This window comes from Paenibacillus larvae subsp. larvae, assembly GCF_002003265.1.
Classification (GTDB): domain Bacteria; phylum Bacillota; class Bacilli; order Paenibacillales; family NBRC-103111; genus Paenibacillus_H; species Paenibacillus_H larvae.
In genome coordinates this window covers 866580-891907 of sequence record NZ_CP019687.1, presented here as the reverse complement: position 1 = coordinate 891907, position 25328 = coordinate 866580, and the positions used below count along the sequence as shown (strand labels likewise).

The window sequence follows — 25328 nt, the reverse complement described above, 5'->3', positions numbered from 1 at the left end:
ATCATCCTTGATGACTTTTGAAATAGGTCCCTTATCCTTCATCTATACACTTTTTCTTACAATATTGCAGTAAGAACGGACTGTCAGAAAGTAGTAACCAACATAGATAAGCACATATGCCACCATGCTCATTACTAGCGGAAGCTTGTCAGAGACTTCAAAAATAAGGGTTACCGTGTTGAGGGCAAAGATACTGTGCAAGATTCCTACAATCAGAGGTGCTACGAAGATAAAAGCAATTTGCTTGCCAATCCCCTTCTTCATTTCCTTCGGGGTTACACCTACTTTGCGTAAAATGTTATACTTGGCTTTATCCGCATTGGCTTCAGACAATTGTTTGAAGTAAATAATAGAGCCTGTGGCAATCAGGAAAACAAGTCCGACAAACGTCCCCACGAAGATCATAATACCCATGTCCTCCATTCCGGACCGGTAAGGATTATAGTAATTTTCGTCTTCCCCGTTCGTAGCTTTATCAATAGCTGCGGTTAATTCCTTACTGCTATTCTGATCCTTTACATTGATTAAACGGATTTCTGTCTCCTTTTGGACAGGATTTGCCTGTAAAGCTTTTTGATAAATTTGATCAGGTACAACAACCGCGTCGATAGTAAAATTATTTTTTAATGAGTATTCTTCACTTTTAATAATCTTCAAATTAACGGTTTCTTTTCCCGCAACTAAGGAAAATGTTTTTTGCTTCTCTTCGAAGCCCAATTTCTTACTTAAAGAAGCATTTGGATCATACTTAATAGCTTCTCCGATCCCCAGTTTTGGTTCTACATTCCTTCCAAAAGCGTGAGCCCATTTTTTAAATTCACTAAACGCTATAATTGTTGGCTTATTTTTGTCATCCAGTTTTTTTGACACATTAATTTTTTTGTCCTCGTCATGTACTCCCCCCCTTGACCTGAAGAGTTTTTATCGTAAGATCCTTTTCAACAGGATGATCTCCTTTGAATTCATTTAGAGCCTGATCCACTTTCTTATTCACTTCAGGGGAGGTCACTTCGTAAGTATAACTGTATGGATATCTCATTTCCGTTTGCTTCCCAACATTAAAGTAAAGCGAAACCGAAGTCCCAACAGCCACAAGCGTAACTGCGCTGAGGATAGCGATGGTGGCCAGTGTGGTAGCATTTCCTTTAATCCGGTAGAGGAGTTGGGATGTACTCACCAAATTCATTCCGTTGTAAAAACTGTTTTTATTTTTGCGTCTGATCCTGAGCAAAATAACGGTAAAGAAATGGAACAGCAGCCAAGTTCCGGCAACGGTAAGAAACAAAATAATCAAAGCAAGAGAATCCAACCGCACATTTAATTTCTTAGCAGCTTGAGCAAAATCAGAAGCCAGATAATACCCGGAACCAATCATTATAACGGATAATAGGGCAATCACCAAAGAGCCTTTGGGAACCTTCTCTCCCTGACTGTCCGCCTTAAAGAGATCAATCAGTTTGAAACGGTAAATCAGCCTGTATCCTTGAAAAGATGTATATAAGATGATGACAAAGAAAACAAGGGCCGTGTTGAGAACGGCTGCCGCTGGAATCTCGAAATGGACACCCATTTCTGAATCCATAAGCACCAGCAATAGCTTAGTAAAACCACTGGATAGCAAAGCGCCAATGCCAATACCAACCACCAAGGCTATGAGGCCCATAAACAGATTCTCATAAGCCAGCATTTTGGCGATTTGTCTTTTTCTCACACCCAGAAGCGAGTATAGCCCTACTTCTTTTTTGCGTTTCCGTGTGAAAAAACCATTGGAATAAATAATGAACAAAGCAGAGAACAAGATTAACAATATACTAGCAAAAGTAAGAGCTCCGGATATTTTCTTGGAACCATCAGCTGCTTGCTGAATTTGAGAATTAAATTTAATCGCTACAAAGGCATAGTAGATCACAATACTAAAGATCATGGAAAAGAAATAGATGGAATAGTTTTTAAAATTTCTCTTCATGTTACGTAAAGCAAGATTAAATAACGTCACTTACTCCACCCCCGATAGATGAAAGCATGTTCAGAATGGCGTTAAAAAATTGTTTACGAGTCAGGTCTTGCCTGTGCAGTTCCGTAAACAGCCGGCCATCCTTAATAAATAGAACTCGTTGACAGTAGCTGGCTGCGAAAGCATCATGAGTCACCATAAGAATGGTCACCCGATCTTTTTCGTTCATCTCTTTCATACTTTCCAGCAGGTCGGTTGCCGATTTTGAATCCAAAGCGCCTGTCGGCTCGTCCCCCAGGATCAGGCTCGGATTGGATACCAACGCACGGGAAGCCGCACAGCGCTGTTTCTGACCCCCGGAAATTTGGTAAGGGTATTTATCCAAAATCGGATCAATGCCGAATTTTTTGGCAATGCGGACTACCCGCTCATCAATTCCAGCAGCTTTCACATGGGAAAGAGCAAGTGGCAGGGCTATGTTTTCCCTGACTGTCAGCGAGTCAAGCAGGTTGTAATCCTGGAAAACAAAACCCAGCTTGTTTCGGCGGAACAGAGCTAACTGTTCCTCCTTCATTTTCACGATACTTTGTCCGTCAATGATAATATCCCCGGAAGTAGGTGTGTCGATAGTGGAAATCATGTTCATAAGAGTTGTTTTCCCGGCACCGGATGGTCCCATAATTCCAACGAATTCCCCTTCATTCACTTCCAAATCGATACGGTCCAAAGCCGTATACAAATTGTTTTTAATACCAAAGACTTTGCTAACACCTTTTGTAATTAGTACAGGTTTTGCCATTGTTTTTCTCCCTTCTTTTTATACGGTTTCTCAATCAAATCCAATTATCTATGAAATCTGAATAAGCAACCATTGATTAAAGTGACCCAATCTTACATTGTGGTCACGTAGAAAACAGCCATGTCATCAAAAGAAATTTCATAAAAATTATTAAGCTTTCACATTTTATTTTTTACAAGAAGTCGTGGGGCGTGCTATATTTTACTTGAACGTTTTCTCGAATAAAAAAACCGCCACAGCATTTGCCGGGCGGCCGAAATAAGTTCTATTGATTAAAGCAATAAATATTGGTGCCATTTGAGTGATTATCAAAAAGGACTGCCAGAGTCGGTTATACTTTTCCCAATTTAAATTTTTGATTTTCACCATTATGTTGTTCATATACTATAATTTTTGTCAAATTGTCAGTTTTAGGACCCTCTATCCTCCTTTCGATTACACTTTAAATATAACTTTAAAAATGTCTAAAAAAGCTTATACTTTTCACTCAGATGAAAGAATGATCCCTAAAGTGTGCCAATCAGTTTATCAAGAAAACATATAAAACCAGCCAAATGACTGGTTCGTATGAATGGAGTTTGAATACCTGATTTTGGGAATAATAAGCACGATTCCTTACAAAAATGGGGTGTAATCCAGAGAATGACGAAACCAAACAGTGACTGTGATGTTTCACCTATGCTGATAAATTTGAAAGAGGACATTAAGCTTATAGACGTTCGCATTCAAAAAGTATTGGAAAATTTTGATGACGAAAATCATTGTCTGCTCGGTTAATTTCAGAGTATTTTCACTGATTCTGAGCGACTGGAGAAATATACCGAAGACCCCGGAGGTCACCGGGAACTGATGGTTCAGCTTTGGTACCCTGCTAAGACCGGAAGTGATGAGCCGACAGCTCCATACACCGCAAATCCCAAAGAATTAGCTTCAGGTTTGGAGCATGCATTCTCGCTCCCGGCAAGGTGATAATTCCGATGCCTTGGACAAGATCGTGGAACGCTATCCCGAAATAAGATTTGAAAAGCACTAGGCACGCCTGAACCCGTAAAGCTTGCCTTTGCATGGAACAATGATGTTATAATCAGGTCAGGCGATTCATAATCATGAAGGATTTATACACTGCCGGACCATACACGAACCGTTCTATTTATTTCGCTATACTGTGTTTTATCGGGATCGCCGTATATATTCATATTGCTTCCTTTCTGGAATCCTTCATCGGGATTGCGGTAAAGCAAGACCAACGTAGCGGCTGGATCGTGACTCAGGTTATTCCCGATAAAAAGGGGGACTTGTGGGGTATCAAATGATCGTTAAGAAACAGGTTGGCCGGCAAGTACATAAACCTGTCCATTCAAACCGGCATGATGTGTACAAAAACTCATGATGGAGCTAACACTCCTTGGCATAGGCTTTTATGCCGTTCGAACAAAGCCAACATCCCGGGTAATGCGACTGTTCTGCCTGTTGAATCTCATTATGGCCATGTACATATTGGCAGCATCCACTTCACAAATCAAGTTATCCAACTTTATAAATTCCTTTTGTTCCATCTGGCTGCCTAACTTACTGCTCTCCTTTTATTTACTATTTGTATTTCCATACCATCCATAACAGGAGAAAAATCATCTTCTCATATTATCGGGGGGCATTTTTTTAGGAAAAAATGACTTAAGGTGGGGATAATATGAATTCAAATTATAATATTAAGTATAAATTACTTTCAGAAAAAGATTTGACAAAAGAACTATTGGATCATTTTAATCGTTTTCAGGAAGTGAAAAATGTTTGGAGAATAATAGACAATAAAAAGGCTTTAATAGAACATCCTTTTGTGGAACAGTGGAGCAGCGAAGAAAAAAGTAATTTGATAACCGGACATTTCACCGAATATATTAAAAATGGCGGCTGTGTATTTGCGGCATTTTATGAAAATCATGTTATTGCATTTGTCTCACTGCCGTATGATTTTTTTGGAAGTTCCAATCAATATGTGGATTTGGCTGAACTGTACACTTCCTTTGAATTTAGGGGTCTGGGAATAGGAAAACAATTATTTGCCCTATGCGCAGAAAAAGCAAGGCAATGGGGTGCTAAGAAATTATACATTTCAGCTCATTCTGCTGAAGAAACGCAAGCATTTTATCGGTCCGTCGGGTGTGTGGATGCAGTAGAAATCAATCAGCAGTTAGCTGATAAAGAACCTTTTGATATTCAGATGGAATACATCCTTTAGTATGTCGTGCGCATTGGGAGAGCTGTTGTGCTCAACAGCTCTCCCGTTTGTTATCATCCGGAAATTTCGGCTCTTTTATCGTGTACTCTTTTGTAGGTGTTGCCCTCAGAAGATGACGGACATGATTCTGGTCAGGATGCCCGCTAAAAACATATCCAAATCATTATCCTCATAAATTAGTAAAACAATCCTGAGTCGCTTTTTACAAAAATCTGAATCTTGGAGGAAAAGTTATGAAAAATCCGTCTTACCCTCATGATGTAAACATCCCACAACCGATAAGGGATGACGGTGCGGGTGCAACAGATACCGGTCCCCGGGATGTAATGCGTGATCTGGAAAATCCTGATATGCTGGTTCCGCCGTATACAGATGCTGGTACTATTCCCAATATGAAATTTTCTTTCTCCGATACCCACATGCAATTAAGTCATGGCGGTTGGTCACGGGAAGTGACAGTAAGAGAACTGCCTATCGCGACTACCCTTGCCGGGGTAAATATGCGATTGACACCGGGTGGTGTTCGCGAATTACACTGGCATAAACAGGCGGAATGGGCCTTTATGATTTCAGGATGTGCCCGCGTGACTGCGGTAGACCAGAACGGGCGCAACTTTATTGCCGATGTCGAAATGGGTGACCTCTGGTATTTCCCTCCCGGCATTCCCCACTCCATTCAAGGGCTGAAGGAAGGATGCGAGTTCCTTCTTGTCTTCGATGACGGCAACTTTTCAGAATTTGATACTTTCAGCATCTCCGATTGGTTCGCACATACGCCAAAAGATGTGCTTGCCGCAAATTTCGGCATCCCCGAAAGTGCTCTTGCTCAAATTCCAGACAAGCAAATATACATGTACCAAGGGCAAGTGCCCGGACCTCTTGAAACTCAAAAAGTACCTGATTCGAACGGTACGGTTCCGAAAAGCTTTACCCATCGTCTGTTCGCACAAAATCCAATCCGTACTCCGGGGGATCGGTTCGCATTGTCGATTCTATTAATTTCCCCGCTTCAACAACTATCGCGGCCGCTTTAGTTGAGGTCAAGCCGGGAGGAATGAGAGAGCTGCACTGGCACCCAAATAACGACGAGTGGCAGTATTATATTTCGGGAACAGGGCGCATGACAGTTTTTGCCGCAGGCGGCAAAGCCCGTACGTTCAATTGCCGTTCAGGTGATGTGGGGTATGTACCGTTTGCCTTCGGACATTACATTCAGAATATTGGGGACGAAAGTTTATGGTTTCTGGAAATGTTCAAAAGCAACCGGTTTGCCGATATATCCCTAAACCAATGGATGGCCTTGACCCCGCACCAGCTGGTTCAGGATAATTTGCATGCAAGCCGGGAACTGATGAATGCTTTGCGAAAAGAGAAGTGGCCGGTTGTCAAATATCCGAAACCATAGACTCCCATGATCAGCATTGAAAATAGCCGGACTTCCTTCGGTCAGGAATCCGGCTATTATAATCTTTACTCACTAACAAAATTTCAGAACGTACTATACACGTCCTCGCACGTTTCGGCTGTCGGTTCAAAGAAACAGTGCTTTTTGTATCTTCCGACTAAAGGCTGATTATACCATGTAGGAGGGCACTCCCCCGGCGGTCTAAAATACCATAAGCTAAATTTAGCAGGCCAGTGTCTTTCACCGTTAATGCTTCTGCGGGCTAACCGTCTTTCTCTGTCCCTCGCTTTCTGATAAAAATAACCATACAGCGTCGCTTCAAATGCATGCGGCTGAAAAACCATTTGGGGAATCGTCCGGATATCTTTAAAATCGGAACAATCGGCTCTTACCCGGTTTATAGCGACATTACCGACGAGCAGCATGCCTTGTTCACCTTCCCCTTCAGCTTCAGCACGGAGCAGCCTTGCCAGGAGGTCGATATCCGAACTACTTGCTTTAACAACAGCCATAACCTCTCACCTCACATATGGGATACTCTATCATATTGCGGCGTATCGGTTTGGATGCCTATACAATGTTCACTAATATTAGGCCTCACCTTGAGCTTCTCGGCCAAATACCACGTTGAGTAAGCGGCTGTTCGTTTTTTTATCTTCGAATGATTTGCGGATCAGATTATTTCTTTGTACGGAACAAAATACTGTCCAAAGCATATAATGAACTTCCGGCAATAGCCAGATAGATAGCAATGGCCAAATAACTCAAATCCAATTCATAGCCACCGACAAATCCGGCAGTCAGCTTGACATTCCAAATCGCCCCAACCATCACGAGGGCAAACAATACGGAAAAGACCCTTGTACCCAGTCCTAAAATCATTGCTATACCGCCAACAAGCTCGATTACAGCTGTAATGTAAGCAATAAATCCGGGAATTCCCAAACTGTCAAAGAATGAAACGGTATTGCTGATTCCTCCCTGAAATTTAGCCAAACCATGAATAAAGAACCCGATCCCTAGAAATAACCTTAAGATCAAAGCGCCCACTTCAACCTTTTTCATCATTCACAACCTTCCTTGATATTAATTAATTATTTTTTATATAGTATATTATAGTAATGTCATTACGTAAAGTGTACAACTTACTATAAGTAATATGCAGAGGAATTCGTGCGAGTTTAGGCCAATTTTGAATCTGCAGTTCTTTTCATACCCATTATATGCCTCCAGCTCCTGTTTTTATGTGATACGTCCGAGAAAATAAAAAACGCTATTGACAATTATCTGTCAGTAGCGTTTCCTTTTTGCTTCTTGACGAATCAGGCAATTCCGATGATTGGCCGGTACCGCTGTGATTTCCAAGTAGCCTCATTTTTTATCGTCAAAATTCGACATTTTTTAGACTCCACGGAAGGTTATTTCCCGGCCTTATCATAAAAAAACACTGCTGGCCTCCCTATTGGCAGCAGTATTTGATATAATTTTTTTGATTTTCCGGCATACCGAGGCGTCAACTAATCCCTTTTCGAGAAGGAACATTCATTTACACTGATTCATCATGAATTAATAAAAAGCAATTTTCCATCCGATATTCCCCAAACTTCATCCACAACGGATGTGACCTTTTTGGAATGGGTGACGATAATGATGCACTTTCCTTCATCATGGGCAAGAGACATCAAAATGTTCAAAATTTGGGATTCTGTATCCTGATCCAAATTCCCGGTCGGTTCATCGGCAATAACAATATCCGGATTGTGCGACAATGCCCGTGCGATACCGACGCGTTATTGTTCCCCCCTGATAGCTTCAGTATTTTACGATCCGCTATCTCACGGTTTATCCCGACCTTTTCAAAAGCGCATAGGCAAACGCCTTTTTGTCCTTTTCCTTGCTTCCGCTGATATTCATGGAAAGTACAATGTTTTCTACCGCAGTCACATTCGTAAGCAAATTGAAACTTTGAAAGATAACCCCGATCCTTTTAGCCCTGTAACTATCGCGGTCAAGTTTCTTCAAACTGTTTCCCGCATACAAGATTTCTCCGTCGGCATAAATCAATCCCGGCAATGAGGGATAACAGGGTAGATTTTCCTGAACCTGATTTCCCGACAATGGTGTACAACTTTCTTCTTTCAAACGACACATTGACATCTTTCAAGACGAGTTTTTTCGTACCCTCATATTGATATGAAACGTTTTGTAAGGCTAATACGCTCATTACAGACCTCCTAATTCCTTTCCATCAAGATTTTGATAGGTTCTTATTTTGTAATCCTGCTGAGAGCTGTAATCCCGGCTATTGACGCAAGCAATAAAGAAATCCCTATAATTTCCATAAGAGTATCCATTCCCAGTGAAACGTTGAGTTCTTCAAGCGGTTTTATAGAATTGTTTAAGGAATTTCCTCCCGTACCGGCGACCACCACGGCCTTTCCTTGTGCTGCTGAGTTGTCCGCAGCCTTTGCGTTTTCGATTTGCCCTGCCAATAAAGAATTGGTTACGGGCTGTGTAATAGAAGCGCCCACCCCTATTCCTATTACAAGGCATATACAGGTAATAACGGTCATCTCAGTCCAAAGCCCTAATGCGACTTTCCTTTTTTCATGCCTATTGCACGAAGAACGCCGATTTCATATTTTCGTTCTCTTATGGCAATAGACGATAATAAGATGAGAATAACCGCACCAAGCACCAGAACGATAACTATATACGTGACGGAAATGTTTCGAAGTCCTTCTACCGGGCCTACAACTTTTTGATAGCCCGCTTAATCCGTGCTGACTTTGAATATATCGTTTAACCCCTTTGCCCGCAATTCCGCTTCAAATCCTTGAGCATTGACGGTTTTTTCAAATAATAATTTGCACTGACCTGAACGCCGGTTTCGCCGGACTTCAAGGGATTTAAAACAGTATCAAACGTCGTCAGGATTTCATTGCGTTTGTTCAGAAGTGGGGTTTTAAACATACCACCGGCAGAATATTCATCAGTACTGTCAAAATAAATGCCTGTTACGGTAAGCGTACGGGTAATTGTACGGACTTTTCTTTCTTCGTTAAACACTTAGCTTTTTAGCGTAATGGTATCCCCGACGGAAATTTTGTTTAATTCCGCAAGCTCTTGACTAATAACACATTCGTTATCTTTTTCAACCATCCTGCCGTCAACGATTTTTCTCTTACCATTGTCAAATTCAGCCCATGAATCACCAATTAATTGCATTTTGGGTGTTACAAATTCATCGCCCCCGCTTCCAATACTACCAAACTTTGTACCGTTTCCCCCATATTTCATGGCATTTGAAATAAGATTAGACACTGCACGGCTAATCCATAGTTCCCGAGCGCAAATCAATGTGTCACATAGGAACTAAGCCGGACATAATCAAGTGCATACGCCTCAAATCTCTCCTTAATATTGCAATACGCCTGGGCAATAGCGGGGTGCTGGTACTGCTCCATTATGGAGGTTTCCTCATCTATGTTGTTTAATTGTTTTGCCAATAACAATGCCTTTTTCTCATGCTGTATTTTTAATATCTTGTATAAGGCAACTGTCCCAATAACAATCATCCCCATCAGACATACAATTAGATAGGGGATGTTCTTGTATAGCGCACCGATATAATAATCCTCTAAACTCGTTTTGTTGATCGGAGAAAGAGACGAAACATCTAAATACATTCCCGAATTTCCGCTCTGTATGGAAAATGGAATATTTTTGTCGTTTATAACATATAAATAATTCGGCAAATTGGACTGCGGGACAGATACTGTACATATAAAAATAATAAAAATAAGAAACAAACATACTGTTACTGCAAGGGAATAATAAAGAAGTATCCGGCTGACTTTCATTGTTTTTCCCCGCATAACTGATACCCGCTTCCTTTCATTGTAACCAGCAATCCATTTCCTCCTTTTTTCGTCAATTTTTTGCGCAGATTGGCAATGTGCACCCTAAGTACAGATGAAAACGGATCAAAAGATTCATCGTACACATGCTCCGCAATGTCTTCGCTTGATACTATATCCGGACTCCTGCTTGCCAAATATTCCAATATATCAAATTCCTTCGCCGACAGTATAATCTCTAGCCCGTCAATATAAGCCTTGCGGGTTTGCGGGCATACCTTGATTTGCCAATGTCAATTTCATTTTTGGCTCGCCCATAATACCTGCGGATTACGGCTTGTATTCTTGCTTCAAACTCCACAAAATCAAAGGGCTTGATAATATAGTCATCTGCACCACTGTTTAATCCGAGTGCTCTATGATACACATCATCCCGCGCAGTGACGATCACAATCGGAGTATGGATATGGTTTTCCCGCAAAAAAGACAAAATTTCTATCCCGTCTTTATCCGGCAGGTTTAAGTCAAGTAAAATAGAATCATACCTGCTCACAAAACTTTTTTCCTCGCCGTCCATTCCTGTATTTGCGACATCGACCTTAAACCCGCCTTTTTCCAGCCCGGATTTCATTACATGGGACAATTCTATATCATCTTCTATAATAAGGAGACGCATTTTTACCACCTCTTAAACTATTATACATTCATATATGTTAATTTTGCGTTAAGGAAAAAAGACCCAGGAACAGGGAGTCCAGGGCCTATACATGATAGAATTGTCAAACCGAATATGAATTTATCGGCATTATGGTCTTATAATTAATAAGTTCTCTTCCCTTCGCTGGTATAAGCTTTACGATCATGGTGATACTGTTTCGCAAAGGACTTTTTACGTACTATTATTTTTCTTTGAATAGACTTTCCTTCTTCAAAGTAGTAATACAGAAAACACTTGACACCTACACAAACATAATTTAGATTTGTTTATGTTAATATAGATTAAATAAAAAATGTTTGCTTTAGGAAGATGAGAAATGAATGACCTTATCTCGCGTCAGCAACAAAGATGACTTGAATTCACAGAGTAAAGAAATCGGAGGCCGATCCATACGCCGTTCCATGATCCTGTTTCTTATACCGATGATTCTAAGCAATGTTCTGCAATCTATTGGTCAGTTAGCCGGAAGTATTATTGTCGGAAGATGGCTTGGTGTTGATGCCTTGGCCGCCATATCGGCCTTCTTTCCCCTGTTTTTCCTGCTTGTGTCCTTTACCATCGGCATTGGTTCAGGCAGCTCAATTCTCATTGGCCAGGCTTACGGTGCACGCAATGAGGAACGTTTAAAAGCCATTGTCGGTACCACCCTCACGTTTACTTTTCTGCTCGGACTGGTCCTTGCTATACTGGGCGGCATTTTTACCTGGGATATTCTCCGCCTTATCGGGACACCTGAAAATATTATTGCGGTTACCGTGCATTATGCGCGGATCTTATTCTGGTCCATGCCCATTATGTTTCTGTATTTTGTATATACTACTTTCATGCGCGGGACCGGTGATTCCAAAACGCCATTTTATTTCCTCGTTGTTAGCACAGTGTTTAATCTGGTATTGCTTCCGGTTCTGGTGTTCGGCTGGCTGGGTCTTCCCAGGCTGGGGATTTATGGAGTCGCTTATGCAAACGTCATATCTACAATTTTGACATTTATGTTTATGCTTTTCTACCTTCGCAGGACAAAACATGCACTTCGTTTCGATGCTTCTGTCGGAAAACATCTTCGGATGGATAAGGGATTGCTGGCCTTATTGCTGCGCCTGGGAATTCCCTCCAGCATCAACATGATCCTGGTATCATTATCCGAAATTGCTGTCATCGCCTTTGTCAATCATTACGGATCGGATGCGACCGCAGCGTATGGTGCAGTGAATCAGGTGGCAAGTTATGTTCAAATGCCCGCAATCAGTCTGGGCATTACAGTGTCTATCTTTGCCGCTCAGTCCATCGGGGCTAATCAGCTTGGCAAACTCAAGCAAGTAACCCGCACAGGCATATTATTTAATTATGTGATTGGCGGAATGGTCATCCTGCTGATCTATGTGTTTTCCAAACACATTTTATCCTGGTTCCTGACCAGTTCCAATGCGCTAAATATCGCACACAGTTTACTGATGATTACACTATGGAGTTACTTGATATTTGGCCATGCCCAAATTTATAGTGCAACAATGCGAGCCAGTGGAACTGTCTTATGGCCGACGTTATTCAGCATATTATCAATCTGGTGCGTAGAAGTACCTGTTGCCTATTATCTCTCTCATAAAACCAGCCTTGGCATTCATGGAATATGGATTGGATACCCGGCTGCGTTTATTGTAAGTATGCTCCTGCAATATACGTACTACCGCTTGTCATGGAAGAAGAAGCGAATCGCACGTCTTGTTGACTAAATATTCGATTTCCCAGGAAATCCCTCTTACAAAGAGGGAGATATCCTTTATCAACAGAAGGCGGATTCCCCTTTCTCCCTTCTTCCGGCCTTTTATTCTGCAATTGTCTCACCTTCTTTGCGAATTCCGGAAAGGAACATACTGATTGCCGTGTAAATAACAACGGCTATTATCACCCAGATCAGGATATTTAGGTTCACGCTTTGGACAAATTGAACAGCTAAAATAACCCCAATAATCCCGCCAATGGTCAGACCTATAACACCTTTTCTGGAATATTTACCTTGTTTGATAAATTCCAGGCTAGCTGTCGGCATAATCGCGGAACAAGATGCCATCATGATGGGAAAAGTAACAAGCGGATTTAAACCAAGCATAAATACCATCGCCATACATGGTGCATATAGACCTACACCTACTGTCATCAGACCGCCAAGAATGAAGTTTCCAACTACTGCGATAATTAGCAAACCGCCTGTTAGTCCCGTCGATTCATTTCCTTGTCCAAGGATATCAAGGACATTCAATTGTTTTAACATCATCAAAACAGCCGTGACTGCTAGCGCAATCCCCATAGTAATTTGAATTTTTTTCTCAGAAAATTTTGTTACGGTCCGTGCGCCAATCCATGAACCGGCCATTGCTGCAAGAACCATCGAAAGAAATGTGATACTATTCACTTTCACAACTTTAATGAAGAGAAAAGCTTGCACGATAACAGGAATTGAATGCCCTACATTAAGAGTCCCAGGTAGAAGATGGTCATTTTTCAAAAATTTTGTGATTTTAAAACCAAGCGTCGTTGTTGCAAAAGAACCAATTCCTAGAGAATCAAGAAAATCTGTAATGATACCAATAATCCCGGCAACCCAAGTATTTTCTGACCCAAGATTCCTCTTATGGGCAATTAAATCCCTTATTAAGAAAAGTGTAAATATAACACCTAAAACTGCCAGCAACATTAAAATAACTGTAACCATATTTTTACCGTTCCTTTCCTGGTTCCCCTAGGGGTAAAAATCCCAAAGTAGATTTATTGTAATCAGATCCTTTTTAATGTTTTCACTTTTTCAGGAACAGGTCTAAACCGAAAATAATTAAAACTGCTTCAAGCACTTTCATGACTTGTTCTGAAAGCCTGGACGCTCCTTTATTCCCTACGCGCATCCTGCCTCATTTTTATCTTTAACAATACCAATGCTTTCCTGGCATCCGTGAATCGGGGTTATTTTCACAAATGACTTCCGTCTCTGTCCTGGATTTAGATTTGTTGATATTGACAATAAAATCAGAATATTCATTTGTGACTGCAAAGGTCACTTTCCTGCTAATGAATTTTAAACCTACTATGCTAATATTCCGGTTACCGACTTCCATCATGGTGTTCATATAATCTACATCTGAACTTCCCCAGCCGTCCGAAGAAATAATCGCACCTTTACAACCCATATCTTCCAGTGAAACTGACACCCTTTTCCCAACCAAGTGCTTTTCCGCATTATTTTGTGATGGGCCAATTCCCTTTCATACTTCCTCCTCTGCTATGTTAGAGAACGCAGTGCGCCATTCCAGCGCTTTTATTGCTATAATTCCTTTTTCAGCACCAACAGCTTTCATCGCATACAGAAGCCCTTTGATAAGCTTCATTGGACTAGACTCAATCCGCTGAATATTGTATGACAGAATGGGTTCAGATTCAACAGCATTAACTATGACTGTGCCATGATTCAACTTTTTTTGAAGCTTGATATGTGTTGGATACAGCTCTTGTTCAATTTCTCAAATTTTCTGATCAAAAAGGGATTCGTTTGGATTGATAGAGGAGTTACAAGTCCAACAATACTGAGCCTAGTGGAAAAGCATTTTTGTTGGTCCTATTGTTTTTTTGCAAAATAAATTCATAAACTATACACTCTACTTATTTCCAAAGTATAATGAAAATGTAAGACACACTTGGGCTATGCAAAATGAAGTACGCAGGAAATAATGAAAATCTTATGGTGTAAAGGAGTGATGTGTGTAAATCATAATCATGAGCAATGGCATGATGGTTCCCATTATGTTCGTCGTCCCCTATGAAGGCTATATTCAAGTTAGACATATATGAGGAGGATTACTATATTATGAAAATTAAAAAGGTAATGATAACATTCATATACATAGCAGTTCTTTCAGCCTCTCTGGCAGCATGTTCAGGAACGTCCGAAAAAAACATACCGAAAGAAGAAAAGACAAAATTAACAGACCAGCAGTTGATGGCTGATCTATGGTTCCAAACAGCCGGCGAGACAAAAGCATTATATTATCAGGGCTATAACATTGGCAGGTTGAAACTTGATACGGCTCTGGCGAAAGGTACTAATAAAAAACCGGCCATTATATTAGATTTAGACGAAACTGTTTTAGATAATAGTCCTTACCAAGCTATGACGGTTAAGGAAGGAAAGACATATCCTTATAAATGGGATGAATGGATCGATAAAGCAGAATCGGAAGCCCTTCCTGGTGCAATTGATTTCTTGAAATATGCCGAATCTAAAGGTGTGGATATTTATTACATTTCAGACCGCAGGATAAATCAATTGGATGCGACTATTAAAAATCTGGAGCATGTTGATGCTCCACAAGCAACAAAAGAACATGTTTTATTAAAAGATCCCCAAGAAAAAGGAAAAGAAAAACGCCGTGAAATTGTTTCTCAGAAAAATGATATCGTATTACTGTTCGGTGATAACTTATCTGACTTCACTGATTTTGATCATAAATCTGTAAAAGAGCGCAATAACATGGTTGACGAAACTAAAGAGCAATTTGGCGATAAATATATCATTTTTCCTAACCCAATGTACGGTAACTGGGAAAGTGCACTATATGATTACAACTCTGATAAATCAGACCAAGAGAAAATTGAAATTCGCCAAAAAAACTTAAAAACATTTGAAGCAAAACAATGAGCTTGAGACTTGCAAACGCTTATGTGAAAATTTTTTGAAGCTAAAATCTGCGACGCCCAAGTGTAACGCAACAATAAAACAAATGGCCGGACCCAACCAGATCCGGCCATTTGCTTTATTTTAATCGAATGCAATATCGTATTCCATATTTTTGGCAGTTAACTCCGCTATCTCTTTTCCTAGCAGCCGTTTTACAAGATGAAAAGACATATGAATTCCCGCAGAAATACCCCCGGAAGTTAAAAGATGCCCTTCATCCGCAAATTTTACGTCCCTGAGGATATTCACGTTCTAACTGGTCATAACTGTTCCAGTGGGTTGTGGCTTTCTTCCCGTTCAGCAGTCCTGCTTTTGCTAAAAATATTCGGTAGGAGTTTGATTGTAAGCTTCTCTTATTTGCACAACCTCTTTCCTTGGTTTCTGCCAGGTGAATATGAATCGGCACTTCTCTTTCCGCCGCTAGCCCGATCACTTCCCGCAAAGGCTCGGGCGGACAAGGGATAAGGGGCGTGAAGCCCCAGCATAGTCGTGATTCTGCCTTCCGCATGCCCACGAGGGCCTGGCGGTCAAAGTTCCAATGGTCCCGCCAGTTCGAACGTAAATCCCGCAACTTTTCTTCCCCATTATTTTATACTAAGAAAGGGCTGATTCTCTTTCGAATGAAAAAAATTTCTGATCTTTACTATGAAGCTATCTCTCTTGTCCAGTAACTCCTTCAAACCGAAGAGCTTTTACAGCAAGGTCTCCCATCCAGGCTATGCCCAGAATAAAGAAAGGATATAGAGGGAACATATAGCGGGGTTGACCTTCAGAGAAAAAGATAACGACAGTCAAAAAAGCGATAAACATCAGGTTGAGCTTATGCATGACATTCATAGGTCTGAATCGTATGAATTGATACAAAATAATCAGTGCATAGACAAGTCCGCCCCCAACCACTATCAGGGAAAAGGCACTCGAACCCTGAATTAATGGTTTGACCCACTCCTTATTAAACCTTGCTTCATTCCCTTCAGGCATCGACCAGTACCCCACTTCATCCCCGGCATTTAAATAACTGGCAGCCAGACGGTCTATTCCAAGAAAGAAAAACTTCTTCGGATGGGACAAAATCCATTTTACTGCTTCCGACTTCGCTGCCTTCATCGCATCAGGTTCATTGTAGTTCCCGTTCTCATCCAAGATCCGGTCTGTTTTAAATATGGAGTCCGGCACTTTCATGGCATCCATATATAAACCCTGGTTCAAATCATTATTATTAATGTAAAGAACAAAATCCCCATTCGTGGATATCGGAACAAATCTGTCAAACGCAATATAATTGCGGACCGTCCAGGGGGAAATCACGATTGCCATGGCTATGGTTGCATAAACCACCGGCAAGACAACCTCTTTGATCTGCCTCCGTTTATTCTGCGGGGTTACATACTCCTTACTCAACCACCACATTAAAATCAGGTGAAGGATGGGAAAGGCAGCAAAATAAGGCTTTACGAGTGCCAGGAATCCGATCAATGCTCCTTGAATGAATGGTCCTGTAGTACGCCCGCCGATACGGTATACTTGCAGGCATAAAATAAAGAGGAGTAAAGCAACCGAAAATACTTCTGTCCCCAGTATACTTGTATATCCAATCGCCGGCGGAAAAATGGCGGTCAGGAATGCAGCCCATAATCCTACCCGTTCATTAAAATACTTGCGTCCAAGTAAGTATGCACAAACGATCCATACCATACCGAAAAAAACATTCGCCAGTTTTGCCGCAAGAATGGACGGCCAGATGGCATAGATTGCTACAAGTAAAAACGGATAGCCTGGCGGACGAAAAGCTGTCGGATATTGAACCCCCTGCTGGATATAATCAGTGTTTTGTTTGATGTAGTCAAGCCCTTCGGGCATAGTATAAGACCCGTTATGTAAGAGTGACATGGCAAGGTCGTGATAATGCTTGAAATCAAAGATGGGTTGTGTGTTTACAAAATAAACCCAGAGAAGTCTAAGTACGGTTCCAAGTATGAGTATTGGGATCAACCGTTTTGCAGATAAAGCCCATTTCATTGTCTTTCCTCCATTGTCTGTACAACATACTCATCTAATACTACATGGTTCTGCATAATTAGACAATGATTGCTTTCAGAAAAAGACATGTTTGTCTAAAATCGTCGATGTTATGCCTAACTTGATGGATTTATTTTACAATTGATTTTACATAACTTCCGGAGGAGAGGATATTGTTTTATTTTTTCGATATAATTGGTAGATAAGGGACGAGAAGAAGTTTATTTTATAAATAGTTTAACTTCAATTTCCTTTTATTTTAATGATTATTGTTATTATTCGCATTATAAGAGGGTGAGATGATACGTATGAGCATAAAGCGCCGTTTGTTTATTTCTAACATTTTGATGCTCGTCATGCCGATATTACTGACTATCCTAATGAGTTTTTGCTTATTGCTCATATTCATGGGCATTACAGGAATCCATGATATGCGTTCATTAAAATATGGAAATTTGTTTAACAGTTTGATTGATGAGGTTGATACGTTATCCGTAAAGTGGTCACAAAATAACGAAATTCCAACAATAAGATCGGACATAGATCATTTTAATAATCAATACAATGCCGAAGGAATTTCTCTGGCCATCTATAAAGGAAAGGATCAGTTGTATCCACAGACGGCTGTAAGTAATTCTGTATTAGATATAGCGTTAGCGCAAGATGGCAAATATAGTCTGATTAGGGATAATGACGCTATATACCGCTTAAGAACAGGGGAATATACCGTTATTTTATCGGACACAAATTTCACTAACTATAGGCGTGATGCCTTTGGATTTCATTTTTATCTTGGCATAGTTATTTTTACATTTCTTATAGCGGTAGTTTTTCTGACAAATCGGATTTTAACCCGTTTTGTATTTCGCAGCATCATAACGCCCATAGAAACGCTGGTGCATGGTGTACACCAAATTCGCGACGGAAACTTGACCTATCGTATTAAATATGACAAGAATGATGAGTTTACCAGTGTTTGCTTAGATTTTAACGAGATGGCCGGACGTCTTTCAGAAATGGTAAATGCAAGACAAAAAGACGAAACCAATCGACGGGAATTAATTGCTGGCATCTCCCACGACTTGCGTACCCCTCTCACTTCTATCAAGGCATATATAGAGGGAATTGAAAAAGGTATAGCATCCACACCACAGGTGCGAAAACGATATTTGGAAACAATAAAGAGCAAGACCCATGACTTAGAATACATTATTAATCAATTATTCTTGTTCTCAAAGTTAGATATTGGCGAGTTTCCGTTTCGTTTGGAACAAATCGATATTGGCAAGGAGTTAAGCAGCCTGATTGCTGGTCATATAAAAGAATACGAAGAAAAGGGGCTTACGATTTCTTTGATTCAAAACGTACAAAACGTTTATGTAGAAATAGATGTTGTACAATTCCGCAATGTGATTCATAATGTTTTAGAAAACAGCGTGAAGTACAAAATTAAGGAACACGCAGCAACAAAAATAGCTTGTCGTGAAAATGATACCCATGTGCTAATTACATTAACCGATAACGGCCCCGGCGTTTCTGAAGAGGCGATAGAACAGCTGTTTGATGTCTTTTACCGCAGTGATTTATCCAGAAAAAATCCGAGCAAAGGTAGCGGCCTAGGACTTGCTATCACAGAGAAAATCATAGAACGCTTGGGAGGAGAAATAAAAGCTGAAAATGTCCCCGATGGCGGTCTTGCTATTGTCATAACGCTCCCAAAACTCAAAGGAGAAGAGAATGTTAAAAAAAATATTGATTATTGAGGATGATACATCAATCGCTGAAATCGAGCGGGATTTTTTGGAGATTGACGGCTTTGAGACGACCATTGCAACGGATGGAATAGAAGGGTTAAACCAAGCATCTACTGAGAAATTTGATTTGATTTTACTTGATTTGATGCTGCCCGGTATAGACGGGTATGAAATATGCCGGAAAATACGAGGAAAAACCGAGGTTCCAATCCTCATGGTAACAGCAAGGATAGAAGACGCGGATAAAATAAGGGGACTTGGGCTTGGTGCGGATGATTATATCTCAAAGCCGTTTTCACCAACCGAGCTTGTCGCAAGGGTAAAGGCGAATCTGGCACAGTATGAGCGGTTAACAACCGGTAGCGTGGTTAGATCCGAGGAAGTGCAAGTAGGCCCTGTGCGGATTAATAGGCTGACACATCGTGTTTATATAAATAATCATGAACTCGAATTCAAAAATAAAGAATACGAGCTGCTTTTGTTTCTTATCTCAAATCCGGATATTGTTTTTAGTAAAGAGCAGCTATATGAACGTATCTGGGGAATGGATGCAATCGGCGATTTAAAAACAGTTGCCGTGCATATTAACCGTCTTCGGGAAAAAATTGAAAAGGACCCTCAAAACCCTGTATATATACAAACGGTATGGGGTTCCGGGTATCATTTTAAAATATAATCCTATAACCACGTTAATCCCTAATTGGAATAATTACCGTAATAGCAACATCTTTTATGATTAGTTTACCTCGATTTAAACAATTAGGGATTTCGTGTTTAACATTACCTGTTATGATTTTGTTAGCCTAAAACAAGGTGACAAAAACAACAGGAGGATTTATCATGTCAAAACTTAAACTCACCGATGTAAAAAAGACGTATGGAAACGGTGAAATCGTTCATGCGTTAAAAGGCATATCCCTTGAGTTTAGGGAAAGTGAACTGGTTTCAATATTAGGGCCGTCCGGTTGCGGAAAGACCTCGCTCCTCAACATCATCGGAGGGCTTGACCGCTATGATTCGGGCGATTTAATGTTGGACGACCTATCGACAAAAAATTTCAAAGATGATGATTGGGATGCTTACAGAAACCATTCGATTGGGTTCGTTTTTCAAAGTTACAATTTAATCCCACATCAAACCATTTTGCAAAATGTGGAAATAGCCATGACGTTATCCGGAGTTTCGGCATCCGAAAGAAAACAAAGGGCAAAGGAAGCTCTTACATCTGTAGGACTTGCCGACCAAATAAAGAAAAAGCCGTCTCAGCTCTCAGGTGGGCAAATGCAACGCGTCGCCATAGCAAGAGCACTTGTCAACAACCCTGATATCATATTAGCCGATGAACCAACTGGCGCGTTGGACAGCCATACAAGTGAGCAAGTCATGGAGATTTTAAAGGAAATATCCAAATCCAAGCTGGTTATTATGGTTACCCATAACGGAGAGTTGGCGGATAAATATAGTAGCAGAGTGATTCATTTGCGGGATGGCGGAGTGCAGTCGGATAGCAATCCTCTATTTAAAGATGAATTTGAAAAAAGACAAAAGGAAGCCAAGCCAAGTAGCAACAAAAAGGTAAAACTTAAAAAGACGTCCATGTCGCTGTTTACTGCTACCTCGCTATCATTCAAGAATCTTTTGACCAAAAAAGGGCGAACGATTATCACATCCTTTGCCGGAAGTATAGGTATTATCGGAGTGGCGCTGGTGCTTGCGCTATCAAACGGTTTGTCAATTTATATGACAAACACACAGCAAAACGCATTGTCGGGGTTTCCAATTTCTGTCAGTACGTCATCACAAAACGTGGATGTTAACCAAAAAATGCAGGCGATGGCGATGGACAATAACGCAAACAGCAATCAATACAAGGCATTCACGGCTGATGATGTCATTTACAATTATGACAGTAATGCAAACACCGTCCAACATACAAATGTGCTGACACAGGACTATCTTGACTATGTAGCAAAGCTGCCTACTGAAGTACCGGATGCCGTCAGCAACATTTCCTACACCAGAGGCGTGGACATCAATCTGCTGGTAAAAGGCGAAAGCTCTGTACAAAAATTCAACACCACAGCTTACACCGGCAACATTAGAGAAACGATTACCGGCGCTAACAATAAATATTGGTCTGAAATGCCCGACAACAAAGACTTTATCCTGGGTAACTATGACCTGATTGGTGAAGGAAGCCGCCTGCCTTCCAAAAAAAATGAAGTCGCACTTGTTGTTGATGAATATAATAGGCTGGACTCGCATTTCTTAGAAAAATTAGGCATGAATTCTAACACTAAGGAATATAAGTTATCAGACTTTATCGGTAAAAAAATACTCAAGGTAATTCCGAATAACAATTTTTACACAAAAATGCGGATGGCCTATACAGTGCAATACCAGCGGCAAACTATGAAAACTTATATGACAGCAATGTGGGCTTAGATTTGACAATCACAGGAATTTTGCGTGTTAAGGATGGCGCGCCAAGCAACTTTTTATCAGAGGGTATCGTATATCCTACAGCTTTGACCGACTACATTGTTGATAATGCAAGCAAGTCGGACGTGGCAATAGCACAAAAAGCGTCAGATAAGGACATTATTCTTAACACTCCTTTTGCTAACGATGACGCCAAAAAAGCAAGACTGCAAAGCTTAGGCGCTAATACAACGCCAACTGCCATTAACATTTATCCGAAAGATTTTGCCAGCAAGGACAAAATCAAAACCTATTTGGATAGCTATAACACGGGCAAGGCCGATGAAAACAAAGTGATTTATACCGACCTTGCCGAAACGATAAACAACATGATGAATTCGCTTATTAAGACAATAAGCTATGTCCTTATAGGATTTGCAGCGATTTCGCTTTTGGTTTCCACCATTATGATTGGTATAATCACCTATATATCTGTGCTGGAACGCACAAAGGAAATTGGCATACTCAGAAGTGTAGGTGCGCGCAAAAAAGATATCGGAAGGGTGTTTAATGCAGAGACCATGATTGTGGGTTGCATCGCAGGGCTCCTAGGTGTAGGGTTATCCTATCTGCTTATTCTTCCAATCAATATGGTTATTAAAGGACTTGCAAATATTCCGAACCTTGCAAACCTCAACCCGATATCCGCAATAGTGCTGATACTCGGAAGTATGGTGCTGACACTTATAGCAGGACTTATTCCTTCAAGGATGGCAGCAAAAAAAGACCCTGTTCGTGCATTACGATCAGAGTAATTGTACCCATCCGGCAATTATTGAGCAGGTGCAGTAGGACAGAGTTCAGGAACTTCGCAACAAGCTAAGAAAATCCGTATTTTTAAGCCAGTCAAAGAGCATGGAAAAGCACGCAGAAAGTTGAGCATATGCCACATGGGTAGTTGTGATTAATGTCTCCACTTCTGAAGAGATCGAAAGATCTGATCAGCAGCACAAGCTGGCGAAACTTGCAAAACAACAGAAAGCAGTGTAGCGGAAACCGCTGCACTGCCAATACAAGCGAATGTTTCCTTGATGTTTTTTCATCATAATACCGGGGATCAGGCTTCCCTTTGGCTATGCAATATTCAAAGCCGTAACGAAATCTCTGCCTACGACCAAACGGTTACCCATGTTATTTTTTCAAGTGTAAAAACGAAGGTGAATTTTAGCCAATCTTAGAACTATAAAAAAAGGACCCCTGTTTTCCTTAGTAAGGGGACAGGAGTTAAACCAGAAATAAAAGGTAAGATGGTAAAACAGGATGGTTCAAATAACAGGTTAGCTTGTTTTGCCGATTTTTGCTGTGACAAAAAGCGCATTTCTGTTCACCGTTTTTTCCTGTTTATTTATTATCTTCTGATTGTAAAATCTCAGCAAACTTTCTCCCAAATGCTTTGCACGCTTCCTTCTCCTCTTTGGAAGGACTTAATTCAATTTTAAATCCTTCCAGAACATTCTCGTTAAGTTTGTCAAGCAGCAGATCAACCGCAGCTCCAAACTGGGCGTAAGAAGAATCAGCAGAACCAAAAACCGCGGAGATCCGTCCGTTTAGTTCAATATCCTCCATCTCTTCGTAAAAATCAAGAAATTCGTCAGGAAGTTCTCCATCCCCCAAGTATAAGCTCCCAGTATAATACCCTGATAATCTTCCAATTCATTGGCGGATGCATCTATCACTTCTTTAACAGTCAGTTCCAGACCGGTTTCCCGAATGCCTTCACTAATAGCGTCCGCCATTTCCTCTGTATTTCCGGTTAAACTGACATAAACCAATACGATCTTGCTCAACAGAATCCCTCCGTTCATAATTGATAATGATTTTCATTATCATTAAGTATTGTAACGGAAAAGAAATCATTCTTCAATACGGAAGTCTTTTTCTCAAAAAACTTGTCGGGGAATATTCTGGCCAGTTTTAAAAAAACAAGTAGAAGAAATCACTTCCACTTGTTCATGCCGGAACATAATCAAATTTCACAATATTAAGTAAACCGACTTCATAGATTTAAGAGTATTGTTGCAACAGTGAAATATATAATTAATCCTGTTCCATCAACAAATGTTGTAATAAATGGTCCGGAAACGACCGCCGGATCAAGCTTTAACTTAGTTAGCAGTATAGGTAAGACAGATGCTACAAGTGAAGACCAAACAATAATACATAATACTGTAATGGATACGACTTGAGCAACTTCTATTCCTACACTGGGTCCCATAATACTGGAACGAATTAACATGGCTATTCCTAATGCACATCCAAGTAAAAGTCCCGTTAAGGCCTCTTTTCCCATGACACGCAATATATGCTTAATTTTCACTTCACCAAGACTTATTGCACGGATGAGTGTAGCGGTAACTTGAGTGCCAATATTACCTCCGGTCCCGACTAACAAGGGAATAAAGAAAGCGAGCGCAACTACCTGGGAAAGCACGTCTTCATAATGGCTTAGAATAGTTGAGGTGTATGCTTCAGCTACAAAAAGAAGTAATAACCAGCCTATACGTTTACGAAAAACAGTCCAAACCGAAGTTTCGAAATATGGAGTATTAAGAGGGGAACTTCCTCCTAATTGATGAATGTCTTTCGTTGCTTCATCTTGAATCACATCGATGGCATCATCAAACGTAATAATGCCGATCATACGGTTATCAGATGTTGTCACAGGGAGTGCCGCAAAGTTATAATCCGTCAGTTTTTGTGCAGCTTCTTGTTGATCTGAATCTGCATTCACTGAAATCACAGATTGATTCATAATGTCTGATAATACCGTATCTTCTTTTCTTAACAATAATTGTCTAATGGAAACAACGCCATTCAAGTGTCCAAGACTATCAAGAACATAAATATAAGAAAGGGATTCCAGCCTGTCACCAATTTTTCTTATATGGGAAAGGGTATCTTTGACTGACCAATGTTCTCTGGCCGCAATATAATCAGTCGTAACATGACCTCCGGCTGTTTCGGGTGAGTATTCCATCAGCTTTTTTATGTTTTGCTGGGTTTCTTTTGGTAAATAATCCATCAAACGTTCAGCCTGATTCGGATGAAGGGCCAATAGTACATCCACAATATCGTCAATTGATTGCTTGTCAAATAATAGCTTTGCTTTATCGTCAGACAGATGAGTTAGAATACGGTATTGTTCTTCAGGAGTAAGATGACTAATAATCTGGGCACCATTTTCAATCGGGAATAATTCAATAAGAGTGACTTGGTCCTTATGAGAACAAGTTTTTAATTCTTTGGCAATATCAAAGGAATTTTGGTATAGCAGGTCTTTTTGTAAAGTAATATCCTTTGAATGGAGTAATTGCTGTAAAATATGTTTCATGATACTCCCTCCTTTAGAAGTATTATTTTCTTTCAACGAAATCGT

The 25328-nt window shown here is 40.5% G+C and carries 26 protein-coding genes and 5 pseudogenes; 10 read left to right on the top strand and 21 right to left on the bottom strand.

The window, feature by feature from the left end:
- Positions 1-42 precede the first annotated feature (42 nt).
- Both BXP28_RS23925 and BXP28_RS04730 read right to left on the bottom strand, forming a co-directional pair.
- Positions 43-1996, bottom strand: a pseudogene (locus BXP28_RS23925) (FtsX-like permease family protein).
- Positions 1983-2753 carry an ABC transporter ATP-binding protein gene (locus BXP28_RS04730; RefSeq protein WP_040931540.1) on the bottom strand — a complete coding sequence of 257 codons (771 nt, stop codon included), beginning with the start codon at positions 2751-2753 and terminating at the stop codon, positions 1983-1985. Before BXP28_RS04730 ends, BXP28_RS23925 begins: the two are co-directional and overlap by 14 nt.
- 642 nt (positions 2754-3395) lie before the next feature.
- Here BXP28_RS04730 and BXP28_RS23920 point away from each other — a divergent pair.
- The 4 genes and pseudogenes from BXP28_RS23920 to BXP28_RS04715 all read left to right on the top strand — a co-directional run bounded on the left by BXP28_RS23920 (position 3396) and on the right by BXP28_RS04715 (position 6397).
- A complete protein-coding gene (locus tag BXP28_RS23920; protein WP_257125667.1) occupies positions 3396-3530 on the top strand; it encodes a hypothetical protein in 135 nt (44 codons plus the stop codon).
- 329 nt (positions 3531-3859) lie between these two features.
- A complete protein-coding gene (locus tag BXP28_RS04725) occupies positions 3860-4066 on the top strand; it encodes a hypothetical protein (protein ID WP_024094129.1) in 207 nt (68 codons plus the stop codon).
- Between the two features lie 377 nt (positions 4067-4443).
- Positions 4444-4992 carry a GNAT family N-acetyltransferase gene (locus BXP28_RS04720; protein ID WP_023484630.1) on the top strand — a complete coding sequence of 183 codons (549 nt, stop codon included), beginning with the start codon at positions 4444-4446 and terminating at the stop codon, positions 4990-4992.
- 233 nt (positions 4993-5225) lie between these two features.
- A pseudogene (locus tag BXP28_RS04715) lies at positions 5226-6397 on the top strand (oxalate decarboxylase family bicupin).
- A gap of 83 nt (positions 6398-6480) precedes the next feature.
- Here BXP28_RS04715 and BXP28_RS04710 read toward each other — a convergent pair.
- The 11 genes from BXP28_RS04710 to BXP28_RS23910 form a co-directional block, all read right to left on the bottom strand.
- Positions 6481-6909, bottom strand: coding sequence for a cell wall hydrolase (locus BXP28_RS04710; RefSeq protein WP_023484628.1), 429 nt, complete (start codon positions 6907-6909; stop codon positions 6481-6483).
- Positions 6910-7075: 166 nt separating this feature from the next.
- Positions 7076-7465, bottom strand: a complete 390-nt coding sequence (locus BXP28_RS04705; RefSeq protein WP_023484627.1) for a DoxX family protein — start codon at positions 7463-7465, stop codon at positions 7076-7078.
- A gap of 491 nt (positions 7466-7956) precedes the next feature.
- Positions 7957-8166 (bottom strand): P-loop NTPase family protein, encoded by a 210-nt coding sequence (locus BXP28_RS23540; protein ID WP_023484626.1) that lies wholly within the window; start codon positions 8164-8166, stop codon positions 7957-7959.
- A gap of 73 nt (positions 8167-8239) precedes the next feature.
- Complete coding sequence (locus BXP28_RS23535) at positions 8240-8419, bottom strand: P-loop NTPase family protein (RefSeq protein WP_218918699.1); 180 nt, start codon at positions 8417-8419, stop codon at positions 8240-8242.
- On the bottom strand, positions 8406-8621 hold the full coding sequence (locus BXP28_RS23530) for an ATP-binding cassette domain-containing protein (RefSeq protein WP_218918698.1): 216 nt from the start codon (positions 8619-8621) through the stop codon (positions 8406-8408). Before BXP28_RS23530 ends, BXP28_RS23535 begins: the two co-directional genes overlap by 14 nt.
- A gap of 43 nt (positions 8622-8664) precedes the next feature.
- A complete protein-coding gene (locus BXP28_RS04695) occupies positions 8665-8970 on the bottom strand; it encodes an FtsX-like permease family protein (protein WP_051427817.1) in 306 nt (101 codons plus the stop codon).
- 14 nt (positions 8971-8984) lie between these two features.
- On the bottom strand, positions 8985-9095 hold the full coding sequence (locus tag BXP28_RS24950; RefSeq protein WP_367869696.1) for an FtsX-like permease family protein: 111 nt from the start codon (positions 9093-9095) through the stop codon (positions 8985-8987).
- Positions 9096-9466: 371 nt separating this feature from the next.
- Positions 9467-9721: an ABC transporter permease gene (locus tag BXP28_RS04680; RefSeq protein WP_051427815.1), complete on the bottom strand. Its 255-nt coding sequence runs from the start codon at positions 9719-9721 to the stop codon at positions 9467-9469.
- A 32-nt stretch (positions 9722-9753) separates the two neighbouring features.
- Positions 9754-10275 (bottom strand): hypothetical protein, encoded by a 522-nt coding sequence (locus tag BXP28_RS04675; RefSeq protein WP_036654154.1) that lies wholly within the window; start codon positions 10273-10275, stop codon positions 9754-9756.
- Positions 10257-10463, bottom strand: coding sequence for a winged helix-turn-helix domain-containing protein (locus BXP28_RS23915; protein WP_235430676.1), 207 nt, complete (start codon positions 10461-10463; stop codon positions 10257-10259). Before BXP28_RS23915 ends, BXP28_RS04675 begins: the two co-directional genes overlap by 19 nt.
- A 32-nt stretch (positions 10464-10495) precedes the next feature.
- Positions 10496-10933 (bottom strand): response regulator transcription factor, encoded by a 438-nt coding sequence (locus BXP28_RS23910; RefSeq protein ID WP_023484623.1) that lies wholly within the window; start codon positions 10931-10933, stop codon positions 10496-10498.
- A gap of 443 nt (positions 10934-11376) precedes the next feature.
- On the opposite strand from BXP28_RS23910, the gene BXP28_RS04665 reads away from it, so the two are divergent.
- Entirely contained in the window at positions 11377-12705 is a 1329-nt protein-coding gene (locus BXP28_RS04665; RefSeq protein WP_412070819.1) for an MATE family efflux transporter, read from the top strand.
- A 92-nt stretch (positions 12706-12797) separates the two neighbouring features.
- Here BXP28_RS04665 and BXP28_RS04660 read toward each other — a convergent pair whose 3' ends face one another.
- From BXP28_RS04660 to BXP28_RS04650, 3 genes are all read right to left on the bottom strand, one after another.
- Positions 12798-13685: an anion permease gene (locus tag BXP28_RS04660; RefSeq protein WP_023484621.1), complete on the bottom strand. Its 888-nt coding sequence runs from the start codon at positions 13683-13685 to the stop codon at positions 12798-12800.
- A gap of 205 nt (positions 13686-13890) precedes the next feature.
- Positions 13891-14175, bottom strand: coding sequence for a hypothetical protein (locus BXP28_RS04655; RefSeq protein ID WP_024094139.1), 285 nt, complete (start codon positions 14173-14175; stop codon positions 13891-13893).
- 54 nt (positions 14176-14229) lie between these two features.
- Positions 14230-14436: a hypothetical protein gene (locus BXP28_RS04650; RefSeq protein ID WP_040931545.1), complete on the bottom strand. Its 207-nt coding sequence runs from the start codon at positions 14434-14436 to the stop codon at positions 14230-14232.
- A gap of 392 nt (positions 14437-14828) precedes the next feature.
- Between BXP28_RS04650 and BXP28_RS04645 the strand changes: the two genes are divergently transcribed.
- A complete protein-coding gene (locus BXP28_RS04645; RefSeq protein ID WP_036654150.1) occupies positions 14829-15659 on the top strand; it encodes a 5'-nucleotidase, lipoprotein e(P4) family in 831 nt (276 codons plus the stop codon).
- Between the two features lie 120 nt (positions 15660-15779).
- On the opposite strand, the pseudogene BXP28_RS04640 reads toward BXP28_RS04645, so the two are convergent.
- The 3 genes and pseudogenes from BXP28_RS04640 to BXP28_RS04630 form a co-directional block, all read right to left on the bottom strand.
- Positions 15780-16023, bottom strand: a pseudogene (locus BXP28_RS04640) (type 1 glutamine amidotransferase family protein); the annotation flags it as partial.
- Positions 16020-16210: pseudogene (locus BXP28_RS04635) on the bottom strand (amidohydrolase family protein); the annotation flags it as partial. The pseudogenes BXP28_RS04640 and BXP28_RS04635, both read right to left, overlap by 4 nt.
- A 139-nt stretch (positions 16211-16349) precedes the next feature.
- Positions 16350-17717: an ArnT family glycosyltransferase gene (locus BXP28_RS04630; protein WP_024094142.1), complete on the bottom strand. Its 1368-nt coding sequence runs from the start codon at positions 17715-17717 to the stop codon at positions 16350-16352.
- A gap of 308 nt (positions 17718-18025) precedes the next feature.
- On the opposite strand from BXP28_RS04630, the gene BXP28_RS04625 reads away from it, so the two are divergent.
- From BXP28_RS04625 to BXP28_RS23905, 4 genes are all read left to right on the top strand, one after another.
- On the top strand, positions 18026-19480 hold the full coding sequence (locus tag BXP28_RS04625) for a sensor histidine kinase (protein ID WP_036656612.1): 1455 nt from the start codon (positions 18026-18028) through the stop codon (positions 19478-19480).
- Positions 19455-20147 carry a response regulator transcription factor gene (locus BXP28_RS04620; protein WP_036654146.1) on the top strand — a complete coding sequence of 231 codons (693 nt, stop codon included), beginning with the start codon at positions 19455-19457 and terminating at the stop codon, positions 20145-20147. Before BXP28_RS04625 ends, BXP28_RS04620 begins: the two co-directional genes overlap by 26 nt.
- Positions 20148-20311: 164 nt before the next feature.
- Entirely contained in the window at positions 20312-21916 is a 1605-nt protein-coding gene (locus BXP28_RS04615) for an ABC transporter ATP-binding protein (RefSeq protein WP_235430677.1), read from the top strand.
- A gap of 2 nt (positions 21917-21918) precedes the next feature.
- Positions 21919-22707, top strand: a complete 789-nt coding sequence (locus tag BXP28_RS23905; protein ID WP_036654143.1) for an ABC transporter permease — start codon at positions 21919-21921, stop codon at positions 22705-22707.
- A gap of 586 nt (positions 22708-23293) precedes the next feature.
- Here BXP28_RS23905 and BXP28_RS04610 read toward each other — a convergent pair.
- A pseudogene (locus BXP28_RS04610) lies at positions 23294-23739 on the bottom strand (flavodoxin).
- A gap of 209 nt (positions 23740-23948) precedes the next feature.
- A complete protein-coding gene (mgtE, locus tag BXP28_RS04605) occupies positions 23949-25283 on the bottom strand; it encodes a magnesium transporter (protein WP_036656608.1) in 1335 nt (444 codons plus the stop codon).
- Positions 25284-25328 lie beyond the last annotated feature (45 nt).